The organism is Burkholderia lata (assembly GCF_000012945.1).
Taxonomy (GTDB): Bacteria; Pseudomonadota; Gammaproteobacteria; order Burkholderiales; family Burkholderiaceae; genus Burkholderia; species Burkholderia lata.
In genome coordinates, this window is record NC_007509.1 from 104,965 (window position 1) to 119,200 (window position 14,236).

The 14,236-nt window shown below is 64.4% G+C and carries 13 protein-coding genes; 7 read left to right on the top strand and 6 right to left on the bottom strand.

Features of this window, described 5'->3' with window-relative positions; all coding sequences use genetic code 11:
• Nucleotides 1-38: 38 nt before the first annotated feature.
• Genes BCEP18194_RS00420 through BCEP18194_RS00430 form a run of 3 tightly spaced genes read left to right on the top strand, consistent with a single transcriptional unit; the run spans nucleotide 39 to nucleotide 6,037 of the window.
• On the top strand, nucleotides 39-1,295 hold the full coding sequence (locus tag BCEP18194_RS00420; protein ID WP_011349301.1) for an efflux RND transporter periplasmic adaptor subunit: 1,257 nt from the start codon (nucleotides 39-41) through the stop codon (nucleotides 1,293-1,295).
• A gap of 15 nt (nucleotides 1,296-1,310) precedes the next feature.
• The gene (locus tag BCEP18194_RS00425) at nucleotides 1,311-4,502 is read left to right on the top strand and encodes an efflux RND transporter permease subunit (protein ID WP_011349302.1); all 3,192 of its coding nucleotides are present in this window, start codon (nucleotides 1,311-1,313) and stop codon (nucleotides 4,500-4,502) included.
• 2 nt (nucleotides 4,503-4,504) lie between these two features.
• Nucleotides 4,505-6,037 (top strand): efflux transporter outer membrane subunit, encoded by a 1,533-nt coding sequence (locus tag BCEP18194_RS00430; protein ID WP_011349303.1) that lies wholly within the window; start codon nucleotides 4,505-4,507, stop codon nucleotides 6,035-6,037.
• Between the two features lie 141 nt (nucleotides 6,038-6,178).
• Here the strand turns inward: BCEP18194_RS00430 and BCEP18194_RS00435 are convergent, their stop codons facing one another.
• The 3 genes from BCEP18194_RS00435 to BCEP18194_RS00445 form a co-directional block, all read right to left on the bottom strand.
• Nucleotides 6,179-6,892: a dienelactone hydrolase family protein gene (locus BCEP18194_RS00435; RefSeq protein WP_011349304.1), complete on the bottom strand. Its 714-nt coding sequence runs from the start codon at nucleotides 6,890-6,892 to the stop codon at nucleotides 6,179-6,181.
• Between the two features lie 323 nt (nucleotides 6,893-7,215).
• Entirely contained in the window at nucleotides 7,216-7,527 is a 312-nt protein-coding gene (locus tag BCEP18194_RS00440) for a DUF4148 domain-containing protein (protein WP_011349305.1), read from the bottom strand.
• A gap of 316 nt (nucleotides 7,528-7,843) precedes the next feature.
• Nucleotides 7,844-8,809 (bottom strand): GlxA family transcriptional regulator, encoded by a 966-nt coding sequence (locus BCEP18194_RS00445; protein ID WP_041492540.1) that lies wholly within the window; start codon nucleotides 8,807-8,809, stop codon nucleotides 7,844-7,846.
• Nucleotides 8,810-9,023: 214 nt separating this feature from the next.
• Between BCEP18194_RS00445 and BCEP18194_RS00450 the strand changes: the two genes are divergently transcribed.
• A complete protein-coding gene (locus BCEP18194_RS00450) occupies nucleotides 9,024-9,665 on the top strand; it encodes an HD domain-containing protein (protein ID WP_011349307.1) in 642 nt (213 codons plus the stop codon).
• 193 nt (nucleotides 9,666-9,858) lie between these two features.
• Here BCEP18194_RS00450 and BCEP18194_RS00455 read toward each other — a convergent pair whose 3' ends face one another.
• The gene (locus BCEP18194_RS00455; RefSeq protein ID WP_011349308.1) at nucleotides 9,859-10,245 is read right to left on the bottom strand and encodes a MerR family transcriptional regulator; all 387 of its coding nucleotides are present in this window, start codon (nucleotides 10,243-10,245) and stop codon (nucleotides 9,859-9,861) included.
• An 87-nt stretch (nucleotides 10,246-10,332) separates the two neighbouring features.
• On the opposite strand from BCEP18194_RS00455, the gene BCEP18194_RS00460 reads away from it, so the two are divergent.
• From BCEP18194_RS00460 to BCEP18194_RS00470, 3 genes are all read left to right on the top strand, one after another.
• Nucleotides 10,333-11,241, top strand: coding sequence for an alpha/beta fold hydrolase (locus tag BCEP18194_RS00460; protein WP_011349309.1), 909 nt, complete (start codon nucleotides 10,333-10,335; stop codon nucleotides 11,239-11,241).
• Between the two features lie 412 nt (nucleotides 11,242-11,653).
• Nucleotides 11,654-12,109 carry a type II RES/Xre toxin-antitoxin system antitoxin gene (gene parS / locus BCEP18194_RS00465; RefSeq protein ID WP_041492387.1) on the top strand — a complete coding sequence of 152 codons (456 nt, stop codon included), beginning with the start codon at nucleotides 11,654-11,656 and terminating at the stop codon, nucleotides 12,107-12,109.
• Nucleotides 12,106-12,585: an RES family NAD+ phosphorylase gene (locus BCEP18194_RS00470; RefSeq protein WP_011349311.1), complete on the top strand. Its 480-nt coding sequence runs from the start codon at nucleotides 12,106-12,108 to the stop codon at nucleotides 12,583-12,585. The genes parS and BCEP18194_RS00470 overlap by 4 nt, the downstream gene beginning before the upstream one ends.
• A 41-nt stretch (nucleotides 12,586-12,626) precedes the next feature.
• Here the strand turns inward: BCEP18194_RS00470 and BCEP18194_RS00475 are convergent, their stop codons facing one another.
• Together BCEP18194_RS00475 and BCEP18194_RS00480 are read right to left on the bottom strand one after the other, a co-directional pair.
• Entirely contained in the window at nucleotides 12,627-13,565 is a 939-nt protein-coding gene (locus tag BCEP18194_RS00475; protein ID WP_011349312.1) for a tyrosine-type recombinase/integrase, read from the bottom strand.
• An 81-nt stretch (nucleotides 13,566-13,646) separates the two neighbouring features.
• Nucleotides 13,647-14,159: a DUF2165 family protein gene (locus tag BCEP18194_RS00480; RefSeq protein ID WP_041492388.1), complete on the bottom strand. Its 513-nt coding sequence runs from the start codon at nucleotides 14,157-14,159 to the stop codon at nucleotides 13,647-13,649.
• Nucleotides 14,160-14,236 lie beyond the last annotated feature (77 nt).

Genomic DNA, 14,236 nt, shown 5'->3' on the forward strand with positions numbered 1-14,236 from the left:
TTCCCATTGAAGGTCGTCTATTTGTGAGAGGTCGCTCCATGCGCGTCGAACGGGTTCCATACCGCTTAATCACTGCTGCAACGGCTGCCGTTTTTCTGGCCGCGTGCGGAAAAAAAGAATCGGCACCGCCGCCGCAAACGCCGGAAGTCGGCGTCGTCACCGTCCAGCCGCAGGCCGTGCCGGCGGTAACGGAACTGCCGGGTCGCACCAGCGCGTTCCTCGTCGCACAGGTGCGTGCGCGGGTCGACGGCATCGTGCTGCGCCGCGAATTCACCGAAGGCACCGACGTCAAGGCCGGTCAGCGCCTCTACAAGATCGACCCGGCACCGTACGTTGCCGCGCTGAACAGCGCAAAGGCGACGCTCGCAAGGGCACAGGCGAACCTCGTCACGCAGAACGCGCTGGTCGCACGTTACAAGGTGCTGGTGGCCGCGAACGCGGTCAGCAAGCAGGACTACGACAACGCAGTGGCCACGCAAGGGCAGGCCGCGGCGGACGTCGCAGCCGGCAAGGCGGCGGTCGATACCGCACAGATCAACCTCGGCTATACCGATGTCGTCTCGCCGGTTTCGGGCCGCGTCGGCATCTCGCAGGTGACGCCGGGCGCGTATGTGCAGGCGAGCCAGGCGACGCTGATGTCGACGGTGCAGCAGCTCGACCCCGTGTACGTGGACCTCACGCAGTCGAGCCTCGACGGGCTGAAGCTGCGCCAGGACGTGCAGAGCGGCAAGCTGAAAACGAGCGGCCCGGGCGCGGCGAAGGTGTCGCTGATCCTGGAAGACGGCAAGACCTATTCGGAGCCGGGCAAGCTGCAGTTCTCGGACGTGACGGTCGACCAGACCACCGGCTCGGTGACGATTCGCGCGATCTTCCCGAACCCGGGCCGCGTGCTGCTGCCGGGCATGTTCGTGCGTGCACGGATCGAGGAAGGCGTGAACGAGAACGCGTTCCTGGTGCCGCAGATCGGCGTGACGCATGACCAGAAGGGGCAGGCGATCGCACTGGTCGTGAACGCGGCCAACAAGGTCGAGACACGTCCGTTGACGACGGCCGGCACGTATGGCCAGGACTGGGTCGTCGAAGGCGGTCTGGAAGCGGGCGATCACGTGATCGTGCAGGGCGTCGACAAGGTGCGTCCGGGCGCGACCGTTAAAACGGTCGCCGCGCAGCTCGCACCGGCGCCGGACGCTGCGTCCGGCACACCGGCAAGCGCCGCGAATGCGTCCGGCGTCGCGCCGGCGAGCAACGCCGCCAATGCTGCCGCGCGTTCGACCGCCGCGTCGACCGCGCAATAACGAGGAGTCCGTTTCATGGCCAAGTTCTTTATCGATCGCCCGATCTTTGCGTGGGTGATCGCGATCGTGCTGATGCTGGCCGGCGTCGCATCGATCTTCAAGATGCCGATCGCGCAGTATCCGACGATCGCACCGCCGACGATCCAGATCCAGGCGAACTATCCGGGCGCTTCCGCGAAGACGGTGGAAGACACGGTGACGCAGGTGATCGAGCAGCAGATGAGCGGTCTCGACAACTTCCTGTACATGTCGTCGACCAGCGATGACTCGGGTAACGCGACGATCACGCTGACCTTCTCGCCGGGTACGAATCCGGACGTCGCGCAGGTGCAGGTGCAGAACAAGCTGTCGCTTGCGACGCCGAACCTGCCGCAGGTCGTGCAGCAGCTCGGCATGCAGGTCACGAAGTCGAGCAGCAACTGGCTGATGTGGTTCGCGTTCAATTCCGACGACGGCAGCATGTCGAAGGAGGACCTGACGAACTATGTGGCGTCGCACGTGCTTGATCCGCTCAGCCGCGTGAACGGCGTCGGCCAGACGCTGCTGCTCGGTTCGCAGTTTTCGATGCGCATCTGGCTCGACCCGGTCAAGCTGACCAACTACAGCCTCACGCCGACCGACGTGTCGGCCGCGATCACGCAGCAGAATGTGCAGATCGCGGGCGGCCAGATCGGCGGCACGCCGGCGAAGCCGGGCACGATGCTGCAGGCGACGATCACCGAATCGACGCTGCTGCGCACGCCCGAGCAGTTCGGCAACATCCTGCTGAAGGTCAACCAGGACGGTTCGCAGGTTCGCCTGAAGGACGTCGGCCGCGCGGCGCTCGGCTCCGAGAACTACACGTTCGACACGAAGTACATGGGGCAGCCGACGGCTGGCCTCGGCATCCAGCTCGCGACCGGCGCGAACGCGCTGGCGACCGCGACCGCGCTGCGGGCGAAGATCGACGAACTGTCGAAGTATTTCCCGCACGGTCTCGTCGTCCACTATCCGTACGACACGACGCCGTTCGTGCGCCTGTCGATCGAGGAAGTGGTCAAGACGCTGCTCGAAGGGATCGTGCTTGTGTTCCTCGTGATGTACCTGTTCCTGCAGAACCTGCGGGCAACGATCATCCCGACGATCGCGGTGCCGGTCGTGCTGCTCGGTACGTTCGCGATCATGGGCGTCGCCGGCTTCTCGATCAACACGCTGTCGATGTTCGGCCTCGTGCTTGCCATCGGCCTGCTGGTCGACGATGCGATCGTGGTCGTGGAGAACGTCGAGCGCGTGATGGCCGAGGAGGGACTGTCACCGAAGGAGGCGACCCGCAAGGCGATGGGCCAGATCACCGGCGCACTCGTCGGCGTGGCGCTCGTGTTGTCGGCGGTGTTCGTGCCGGTGGCGTTCTCGGGTGGCTCGGTCGGCGCGATCTATCGTCAGTTCTCGCTGACGATCGTGTCGGCAATGGTGCTGTCGGTGCTCGTCGCGTTGATTCTGACGCCGGCACTGTGCGCGACGATCCTCAAGCCGATCCCGCAAGGGCATCACGAGGAGAAGAAGGGCTTCTTCGGCTGGTTCAACCGCACGTTCGACCGCAGCCGCGATCGCTATACGGGGGGCGTGAATCACGTGATCCGTCGCTCGGGACGCTGGCTGGTGATCTACCTGGCCGTGTTCATCGCGGTCGGCGTGATGTTCGTGCGCCTGCCGAAGTCGTTCCTGCCGGATGAAGACCAGGGCTACATGTTCATGATCGTGCAGACGCCGTCCGGCTCCACGCAGGAAACGACCGGCAAGACGCTCGACAACATCAACACGTACCTGACCACCACCGAGAAGGACGTGGTCGACTCGGTGTTCACGGTCAATGGCTTCAGCTTTGCGGGCCGCGGCCAGAACGCCGGTCTCGTGTTCGTGAAGCTGAAACCGTACGAGCATCGCCAGCGTTCGGACCAGAAGGTGCAGGCGCTGATCGGTCGGACCTTCGCGCACTACTCGCAGTACAAGGATGCGATGGTGATCCCGTTCAACCCGCCGTCGATTCCCGAACTCGGGACGGCTGCCGGCTTCGACTTCGAGCTGACGGACAACGCCGGTCTCGGCCACGAAGCGCTGATGGCCGCGCGCGGGCAGTTGCTCGGGATGGCCGCGAAGGATCCCGCGCTGGCACTCGTGCGCCCGAACGGCCTGAACGATACGCCGCAGTACAAGGTCGACATCGATCGCGAGAAGGCGAACGCGCTCGGTGTGACGGCTGCTGCGATCGACCAGACGTTCTCGATCGCGTGGGCGTCGCAGTATGTGAACAACTTCCTCGATATGGATGGCCGGATCAAGAAGGTGTACGTGCAGTCGGACGCGCCGTTCCGGATGACGCCGGAAGACATGAACATCTGGTACGTGCGCAATAGCGCGGGCGGCATGGTGCCGTTCAGTGCGTTCTCGACCGGCCACTGGAGCTACGGTTCGCCGAAGCTCGAGCGCTACAACGGCGTGTCGTCGATCGAGATCCAGGGGCAGGCCGCGGAAGGCAAGTCGACCGGCCAGGCGATGGCTGCAATGGAAGCGCTCGCGAGCAAGCTGCCGGAAGGTATCGGCTACTCGTGGACGGGTCTGTCGTTCCAGGAAATACAGTCCGGCTCGCAGGCGCCGATCCTGTACGCGATCTCGATCCTCGTCGTGTTCCTGTGTCTCGCGGCGCTGTATGAAAGCTGGTCGATTCCGTTCTCGGTGATCATGGTGGTGCCGCTCGGTGTGGTCGGCGCGCTGCTCGCGACGATGCTGCGTGGGCTCGAGAACGACGTGTTCTTCCAGGTCGGCCTGCTGACCACCGTGGGCCTGTCCGCGAAGAACGCGATCCTGATCGTCGAGTTCGCACGCGAATTGCAGACGAGAGAGAACATGGGGCCGGTGCGCGCGGCGATCGAGGCGGCGCGTCTGCGGCTGCGTCCGATCCTGATGACGTCGCTCGCGTTCATGCTCGGCGTGCTGCCGCTTGCGATCAGCAACGGCGCGGGTTCGGCCAGCCAGCATGCAATCGGCACGGGTGTGATCGGCGGGATGATCACGGCGACGTTCCTCGCGATTTTCATGATCCCGATGTTCTTCGTGCGGGTTCGTGCGATCTTCAGCGGCGAGACGGAAAACGTCGACGACGCATGGCGTCTCGTGCAGGGCGACCTGCAGCGCGGTCACGACGACGCACACGATTCGAAGGGGCAGTAACGATGCAAAAACACGCTTTGACTGCAACCGCGGCCGCCCTGGCTGCCGCGTTGTTCGCCACGGGCTGCACGATGGCGCCGCATTACAAGCGGCCCGATGCGCCCGTCGCGCAGACGTACCCGGCCGGTGGCGTCTACGCGACGCAGCCGGGTGCGACCGGCGCGCGCAGCGCGAACGGCCAGGCGGCGACCGCCATCGGCTGGCGCGAGTTCTTCGTCGATCCGCGCCTGCAGCGGCTGATCGAGATCGCGCTGAAAAACAACCGCGACCTGCGCGTGTCGGTGCTGAACATCGAGGCGGCGCGCGCGCAGTACCAGATCACGCGCGCGGGGTTGTTCCCGACGCTCGACGGCATCGGTACCGGCAGCCGTCAGCGATTGCCGAATGCGCTGACCTCGGTGTCGGGCCGGAATATCACGACGACCTACAACGTCGGGCTGTCGGCGTCGTGGGAGCTCGACCTGTTCGGCCGTGTGCAGAGCCTGAAGGACCAGGCACTCGCGCAGTACCTGTCGACGTCTTATGCGCGGCAAGCGCAGGAGATCTCGCTGGTATCGCAGGTGGCTGACCAATACCTGACGCTGCTGTCGAGCGACGATCTACTGAAGGTCACGGAGGATACGCTGAAGTCCGCGCAGGCCTCGTACAACCTGACGAAGCTGAAGTTCGACAACGGCACGGGCTCCGAGCTCGACCTGCGTCAGGCGCAGACGGTGGTCGAGACGGCGCTCGCGAGCCAGCAGTCGCAGGCGCGCGACCGTGCGCAGGCGCTGAACTATCTGGTGCTGCTGATCGGCGAGCCGCTGCCGGACGACCTGCCGGCAGGCATGCCGCTCGACGCGCAGAACCTGCTGACGGACGTGCCGGCAGGCCTTCCGTCGGACCTGCTGACGCGTCGTCCCGACGTGATGCAGGCCGAGCAGACGCTTCTGGCCGCGAATGCGAACATCGGTGCGGCGCGCGCGGCGTTCTTCCCGAAGATCTCGCTGACGGCCGCGTTCGGCACGGCCAGCCCGACGCTTGGCGGCCTGTTCAAGGCCGGCACCGCGGCGTGGTCGTTCGCGCCGAACATCGCGCTGCCGATCTTCGAAGGCGGCTCGAACCTCGCGAACCTCGATCTTGCACACGTGCAGAAGCGCATCGAGATCGCGAGCTACGAGAAGGCGATCCAGTCGGCATTCCGCGAAGTGTCGGATGGCCTCGCCGCACGCGGCACGTACGATCAGCAGATCGCGGCGCTGGAGCGCAACGAGCATGCGCAGCAGCGACGTTTCGACCTGTCGGACCTGCGCTACAAGAACGGCGTCGACAGCTACCTGTCGGTGTTGACTGCGCAGACGGATCTGTACAACGCGCAGCAGTCGCTGATCAGCGCACGTCTGGCACGCTGGACGAACCTGGTCACCCTGTACCGCGCGCTGGGCGGTGGGTGGGTCGAGCGGGCCGGCGAGACGCCGCGCGCGCCGGATGCACCGGTCGACTACGACAGGGCGGCTGCTCCGGCGCCCGCGTCGGCAGTAGCGACGAACGGGTAAGCAAGACCAAGGGCAGGGGCAAGCCACGCCCCCTGTTCGCAGAGGCTGCCCGACGCGAAAACGAAAACGCCACGGATGAAAATCCGTGGCGTTTCTTTTTACGCAGCCAAAGTAGCCGCGCGCATTGGACGCGGCGTTACGTTACCCCTGCTTTTCCCAAAGCGTGCGGCCGAAGAACGTCAGCGTACGATCCCACGCCGTTTGCGACCACACCGGATCGAACTGCGTGCCAGCGATGCGGCCGGGGCCGACGGCCGTTTCGTTCGCGAATGCGTGATGCGCGAGATAGCGATGGAATTCGACATTGACCTTCGCATCGGTCAGCTTCTTTTCGAGCGCATCGACCTGGTCGATCGCGAAGAATGCGTCCTGCGTGGCCCAGTGGCCCATCAGCGGCACCTTGAGCTTGGCCGGATCGAGGTAGTCGAGCGGCGGGAAGCCGTACCACGTGACGCCAGCGTCCGCATCGGCGAACTGCAGCGACAGCAGCGTGAGTGCGCCGCCCATGCAGTAACCCGTCACCGCGACCCGCGAGGCCAGCGTCTTCAGATGCGTCACGGCGCCCGGAATGTCCTGCGAAGCTGCGTCGCCGAAATCGAGCCCGGTCATCAGGTGATGCGCCTCCTCTTCCTCGACCGTCGATTTGCCGCGATACAGGTCGGGCACGAGCGCGAAGTAGCCGCAGCGCGCGAGGCGATCCGCGACGCCGCGGATCTGGTCGTTCAGCCCCCACCATTCCTGGATGACGACGACCGCGGGCGCGCCTTCGGTCTTTGCCGGCGTGGCGAGATAGCCCTGCAGTTCCTGGCCGTCCGGGCGTCGAAACGTGATCATGGAACCGGATGTTTGAGACATGAAACCGCTCCTTTTCGAAAAATGCGATGAGTGCGGCATCGGGGCCGGCCCGCGGGCACGGCGACGATCGGGCAAGCCGGGCGTCGTGGTTCCGCTCGCGTTCGTTTCGGCCGGCACCGACCACGCGGCCATTCTATGCGCAAACACCAGCTACCGTCGTGAACGGAGCCGCGCGGTATGCGATCCGCAAGATCGCATCGATCGGGAGCACGCAATCCGTTCCGGGAGCGGACGACCGGAAAGCAAACACCCCGCCCCGATGAACGGGAGCGGGGTGTTTCGTCTGCAGCGCGCGTATCGGAATACGCGGGCGCGTGTCCGGCTTACTGGCCGAAATACACGGAGTCGCGGCCATCCTGCTTGACTGCGATCGCGCGGCCGGCGCGTACGCCAGCGGCGGCTTGCGCGCCGTAGCCGGTTTCATCGGCGTTCGTCACGCGAGCCTGGGCGGTCTGCAGTGCGCGCGGGTAATACTGATCGGAGACTTCGGGCTTGTAGCCGGCCTGTTCGAGCTGGACGAGTTCCGCGCGCACCTGGGCACGCGTCAGCTGGCCCGACGGGTTCGATTGTGCAAATGCGCCGTACGAGGCGGACAGGGCGGTTGCGGCGACGACTGCGTAGATGAACGACTTCATGATGACCTCCGGTTTCATTGATTTCGCGCTTCGCTTGTTGCGTTCAGCGGTTGATTGCATCGTAGCGATCGCGCTACCGGTCGGAAATACGCGTTCCAGCGATTAATTATTGCAACTGGGTAAACGATCCGAGCAGGCGGGTGTTTCGTCTGATGATTGCGAGGGCGTCCGGTGCCTGGCAGGGACTGCGGATGGACCTTCGAGTGGGGCAATGTCGTCGATCGGCCGGGGCCACACAACGATCAGTTGAATCGCATTCCGAAATATTTGAACGAGGCCTTCGATATCGGCCGCGCCGTCCGTGCGCACTGCCGCGTCACTCGACCACGACCGCCTGCCGTTTCCGGTATTCGGCAGGTGTGATTCCGACATGCCGGGTGAACGACCGCCTGAGCGTATCGACATTCGCGAAGCCGCATTTCGCGGCGACCTGTTTCGGCGTGTCGTGGCCGTTCTCGAGCAAGTGGCGGGCGGCCGAAATGCGGGTCGCCTCGACCCATGCGGCCGGCGTCATGCCGACTTCCGCACGGAACAGCCGTGCGAAGTGACGCGGACTCATGCCCGCATGCTTCGCCATTTCCGCCACCGAATGCTCGAGCTCCGGATTTGCCGCGATCCAGCGCTGGACCTCCTGCAGTACCGAACGCCCGGCGGGGCGCGCCTCGCCCTTGCGGCTGAACTGGAGTTGCCCGCCCGGGCGCTTGAAGAACATGACCAGTTGCGCGGCGACGCGCCGCGCGATCTCGCGTCCGAGATCTTCCTCGACCAGCGCGAGCGCGAGGTCGAGCCCGGCCGTGACGCCGGCGCCGGTACGCAGCTTGCCGTCGCGCACGTACAGTGCGTCCGCGTCGACAGCGAGCGACGGATAGGCTTCGGCAAGCGCGTCGGCGGCGGCCCAGTGCGTGGTCAGGTGACGCCCTTTCAGCAGGCCGGTGGCCGCTAGGATGAATGCGCCGGTGCAGATCGAGCCGTAGCGCTTGCTCTGCACGGCTGCCGCTCGCAGCCACGCGAGGACGTCGGTGCGCAGTGCGATCCGGCCGGCGCTCGGCGCACCGGCGACCAGCAGCGTGTCGATGCGCTCAGGAATGTCGGGAACGATCCAGTCGGGCAGCAACTGCGCACCGGACGAACTGCGGATCGGACCGGACTCGCTTGCAATGATCCGCAACGTATAGAACGGCTTCCCGCATTCGGCGTTCGCTTGCGCGAAGACGTCGAGCGGTGCGGAGACATCGAGCAGTTGAACGCCCGGAACGGCGAAAATTCCTACGACCTTCGGCATGATCGATTGCATGGCGTGTCGAACGTGACGGGTAGCAGTATAGAGGCGCCAGCGGCGCATGACGCGGGCTGATGAGCCTGTTTCCGGCGTTCTTCTTGCCGCGCGGATACCGTGTCCGTCCGTCGCACAAAATGGCAGGATTTGACGTATTGCGTCTATTGAAGACAGCTATCGGACTCCGGAAAATCAAGGGTGTTTCCAATGGAGGTCGATCATGACTGAGAACGTTGCAGGCATCACCATTCCCGATAGCCAACTGACGCGCGAGATCACCGAGCTCGTTCGCGATACCGCGTCTCCGTTGCTGTTCCATCATTCCAGCCGGGTGTTCTATTTCGCGGCGCTCGCGGGCCAGCGGCGCGGGCTGAAATACGATCCCGAGCTGCTCTACTGCGGCTGCATGTTCCACGACATGGGGCTCACGCACAAACACAGCAGCGCGTGCGAGCGTTTCGAGGTGGACGGCGCCAACGCCGCCCGCGATTTCCTGAAGGGCAAGGGCATCTCGCAGCAGGATATCGACGTCGTGTGGACCTCGATCGCGTTGCATACCACGCCGGGTATCCCGCAGCACATGCATCCGGTGATCGCGCTCGTTACCGCAGGCGTCGAGATGGACGTGCTGGGCCTGACGTATCCGGAATACAGCGACGTCGAGCGCGAGGCCGTCGTTCGTGCGCATCCGCGTACGCCGCACTTCAAGGAGGACATCATTCAGGCGTTCTACGACGGGATCAAGCACAAGCCTGACACGACATTCGGCAACGTAAAGGCCGACGTGCTCGCAGACAAGGATCCGCATTTCCACGCGGGCAATTTCTGCAGCGTGATCCGGTCGTCCGCGTGGGCCGGCTGATCGGCTTGCTTATGGCACACGATCCCCGGCACTGAGTAGGGGGAAACAAGAGCCGGGGTTGCAATATTGATCAGGAGTCCAATCATGTAGTGAAAGCAGGACGCTCGAGAACCGACTCGCGCCTGCGGCGAGCGTGTCCATTCAGCATCGCTCCTGTTGCATGGCGGTTCGTCTGTCCGGACATCGGCCGGCATCAGTCGACTGGCGGAATCCTGCCTTCCGACAAGGTCTGGATAAGCCGGGCGCGACGTCGCTCGAGATCCGCCAACTGACGCTCGATGGCTGCGAGGCGTTGCTGCTGGACCTCGGTGACCTGATCGCACGAGCGCGCGCCTTCGATCAGAAGCATGCAGTCGGGAAAGCCGCGAATGTCGTCGATGGTGAAACCGGTCGCAATCATGCGCTGAATCTGCCTGACCTGTGTGACTGCCTTGTCGGGAAACATGCGGTAGCCGTTACTTGCACGTACCGACGCGAGCAAGCCATGTTCGTCGTAGTGCCGGATCGACCGCACGCTTGCGCCGGTATGTTGCGAGAGCGCCCCGATCGTCAGCCATTTCTGCATGAGTATCGTGTCCATGAAAGTCAGCCTGGCACATGCCGCTTGACTCTCACATCAGTGTAAGGGTTGAGACTCGGAGAACTGCTCACTTCCGAGGACTTTTTCATGCGGATCCGATCGCTGATTGATTTGCTGAACGCAGTAGTAACGGCGGCAATACTGATTACGTCGGTGCCAAGTGCCGTGGCTGCGCCCAAAAGCTACATGGTTACGTCGAAAGACGGCGTAAGACTTGCGGTTCAGGAAGACGGCAACCCCGATGGCCGACCGGTGATCCTGATTCACGGTCTGCTCGGCAGTCGTTTGGACTGGGACGGGCAAGTGCAGAGCGCCGAATTGCGCCACTACCGCATCATTACCTATGATCTGCGCGGCCATGGTCTCTCGGACAAGCCGTCCGGAGCTGCGCCGTATCGCGATGGACGTCGTTGGGCCGATGACCTTGATGCCGTCGTCAAGGGCGCGCATGCGCGCAAACCCGTTGTGGTCGGTTGGTCGCTGGGTGGCGTGGTGATATCCAACTACCTCGCAGCCTACGGGGACCGCGACGTCGCAGGTGCCGTCTTTGTCGATGGTGTGGTCGAACTCGCACCTGGTCAAATCGTCGATCATCCCGAGGTTTATCGCGATATGAATTCGCCGGATCTGAAAACGCATTTGGACGGCGAGCGCAGATTCTTGGAATTTTGCTTCAACCATCGACCGGGTGCGGAGACCTTCAGCCGGCTTCTTGCCAATGCCGCGATGGCATCGTGGGATATGCAGCGGGCAATCCCGACGATGACGGTTTCCGCTGCCGAGGGGCTCGGCGCAGCGCGCGTACCGCTGCGTTTTGTCTACGGCGGTCACGACGCACTGGTCGATACGCGCAAGACGCTTGCACGTGCGATCACGCTGAATTCACGGATCGCCACCAAGGTATATGCCGATTCGGGCCACGCGCCGTTTATCGAGGAGCCCGACCGGTTCAACTACGACCTGGCGGCGTTCGTCAGGTCGGCGTCCGGTCGCTGAAGCCGTCGTGCACCAGCGGGGAAGGATGGCAAACGAAGTCGGACGAACCGCGGACAAGGACTTCTTTCCCGGTTCTGTCAGCCTCGATCGAGCGATTTCGCCATCTCGCGAATCTGCGCGTGGCTACGGGGACTGTTCACGCCCATCTTATCGTCGGAACGCTAATCGATAAAAAAGTTGTTACGTGACAACCATGTGATGTTTGCATGGACTTTATATACTGAATAAATACAACCTTCAGCCGAAGCGAATCTTCGATTCGCGGCCGTACTCACCTGCTTTCAGACCGGCGACGCCCGCCCGCCGCTGCTCTCACGAAGGCTTCGCCGGGTGCCACCTGCGCCCTCCAACCCGTTTCCGCTTATTTCCGGCAAAACGCCTATAATGATTGGGCAAATTGCCGGGAGAGGTCATGAGCACCATCGCTTTCCATCCTTCGGGTGTCGCGCATCCGCGTCAGGCCGAATTCACGATTCTCGAGCAGCTGTTGGCGATCCGTGTCCGATCAGGGGCCGATCTTGCCGAGCTGGCGAGCGCACGCGTCGACGTCTCGGTGATCGACCGTCTGTCCGAGCGCGGGCTGAAATCCGACGAGCTGGCCTTCATCATTCCGCGCCGCACGCTGAGCCATCGTCGCCAGGCGCACGAACGCCTGTCGCAGGAGGAATCCGACAAGGCGATCCGTCTCGCGCGCATCGTCGCGCAGGCGACGGCCACGTTCGGCGACCAGGACAAGGCGATGGCGTGGCTGCGCAACGGGCTCCAGCGCTTCGGCGGCCGCACGTCGCTCGACATGGCGAGCACCGAGCATGGCGCGCGGCTCGTCGAGGAAGTCCTCACGCAGATCGACGAGGGGTACTTCGCTTGACGACGCTGTGGCGGATCAGCAATTTCGCCGACCTGAAAGGCATCGGCGGGTTGCGCGCCGGCGGGCGCTGGCATTTTGCCGGGCAGCCCGTCGTGTATCTCGCCGAGCATCCGGCGCTCGCGCTGCTCGAGACGCTCGTTCATTTCGAAATCGCCACGGTCGCGCAGCTGCCGAGCGGATACCAGTTGCTTCGCGTCGAGGTGGCCGATTCGGTCGATATCGCCGAAATCGCGGAGGGCGACGCGCCTGACGACTGGCGAACCAACATCGACTGGACCCGCAGCGCCGGCACCGAGTGGCTGCACACACAGCCGAGTGCGCTGCTGCGCGTGCCGAGCGTCGTCGTGCCGCACGCGCACAACTTCCTGCTGAATCCGCTGCATCCGGCCGCTTCCGAGGCCCGTGTCGCGGAAGTCATGCAATCGCCGTACGACACTCGAATTCTGCGGCTGATCCAGTCGAAGCAGGGCGAATAGGGCGCCGATCGACACGCGATCCGCGCCGGGCGCGGGTGGGATCAGCGCTCGTGTGCGGCGCGATCAGCAGCCGCGTCGGGCGGCAGCGTCTGCCGGATGCGCGTGACCGTTCGCGTGCTGACGAGACCCAGCATCGCACTGACGTCGGCATGCGCGTGACCTGCAAGCAACTGGCGGCGTGCATACGTATTGCGCAGCACGCGCGGGCTCAGGTCCGCCGCGTGGAAGCCGATCGCGGTCAACGCGTCGCGCACCACAAGCAGCAGGAACATGTCGTTCATCGCGCCACCGCCGCGCGGCGCGGGAAACAGCAACGCGGATGCCGGTGCGTCTGGCGAGCGCACGCGCCATGCGGCGAGCGGCGCCAGCGCAAATTCGGCGAGCGCGATCCGGCGTGCCGGCCGTGCCCGATCGCGCGGCACGGATAGCGCAGGCGGCCGCGCGTCGAGATCGGGCGCGCCGCAGGTTGTCGCGCGTATCTCGGCCGACGTGATGCCGCTCGCAAGCAGCAGCGCGACGATCGCGCGATTCCTGCAGTCGGCCGGCGTGTCGCCCGCTCGTGGCTGCACATGGCGCTGCAGCGCCGTGTCGGCATCGGGCGGCAGGTAGCACGGTTCGGGCTCACCGTCCGGCCATGCGAGATCCCGCGTCGTCCGGCCGGCCGGATGGAGCGTGCGCACACCGGCTTCGACCAGATGCCGGCTCAGCCGGTCGATCAGCTTCGCGTAGCGCACGCGGGTTGACGTGCCGGGCGCGCAGGTACGCTCGAGTTCCGCCAGGAAGGCGGCGACGTGGTCGGGCCCGAACGTGGCGAGCGACACGCGCTGTGCAATCAGGTAACGCAGGAACCGTTCGAACATCGCGACGTGCTGCACGACCGATCGCGGCGCGAACGGCCGGCGATCGGCGCCAGTCGCGGCGGTTTCCTGCCACGCGCGGAAGGCGCCAACGGGGTCGTGAATCCAGCGATTCGTGTCCATGCACGATTTATAGCCGGACGCGGTGACGCCGGCAATCGTCCCGATGTCCTTCCGGCCGCCGGGCCCGATGCAAGCGACGCGTCAGTGCGCGGTACGCGTGTCGTCGATGCCGTCGTTGTTCATCGTCAGGTAGACGAGCACGAGCAGCAGCGTGATGAAGAAGCGGAACGCGTCCGGCACGCCGTTCCATTGCTTCGACATCCACATGCCAAACCACTCGCCGCCGACCGACATGAAGGCGACCTGCCACGTGAGGAAGCCGAGCGTCAGGCCGGCGATCGCATACGCCTTGGCCGCACGGAATGCAGCATCGCCGGTGCGTCGCGCGCGCAGCAGACGGGCTCCGCCGATCCAGCACAGCACGGCCGTCAGCGCTTCCATCGAGATGATGCCGATATAGCCGACGTGATGAACCCACGTCGTACCGATCGCGCGATACATGATCCCGTTGCCGGGGAACGTGGTGTCCATCAGGAACACGTGATGCACGAACGCGAAATTCGTCGCGTAGTCGGTGATGTTGCCGAACGCGACGAGCGATGCGAAAAAAGCCATGGCAAGCACCATGGCTGCCTTGGAAAGACGAACTATCACAATGGACTCCGAAATGAATGGGCAGGCGAAAGCGCGACCGCGCGGCGATCAGCCGGCGTTCGGGGCGATTCCTGCAT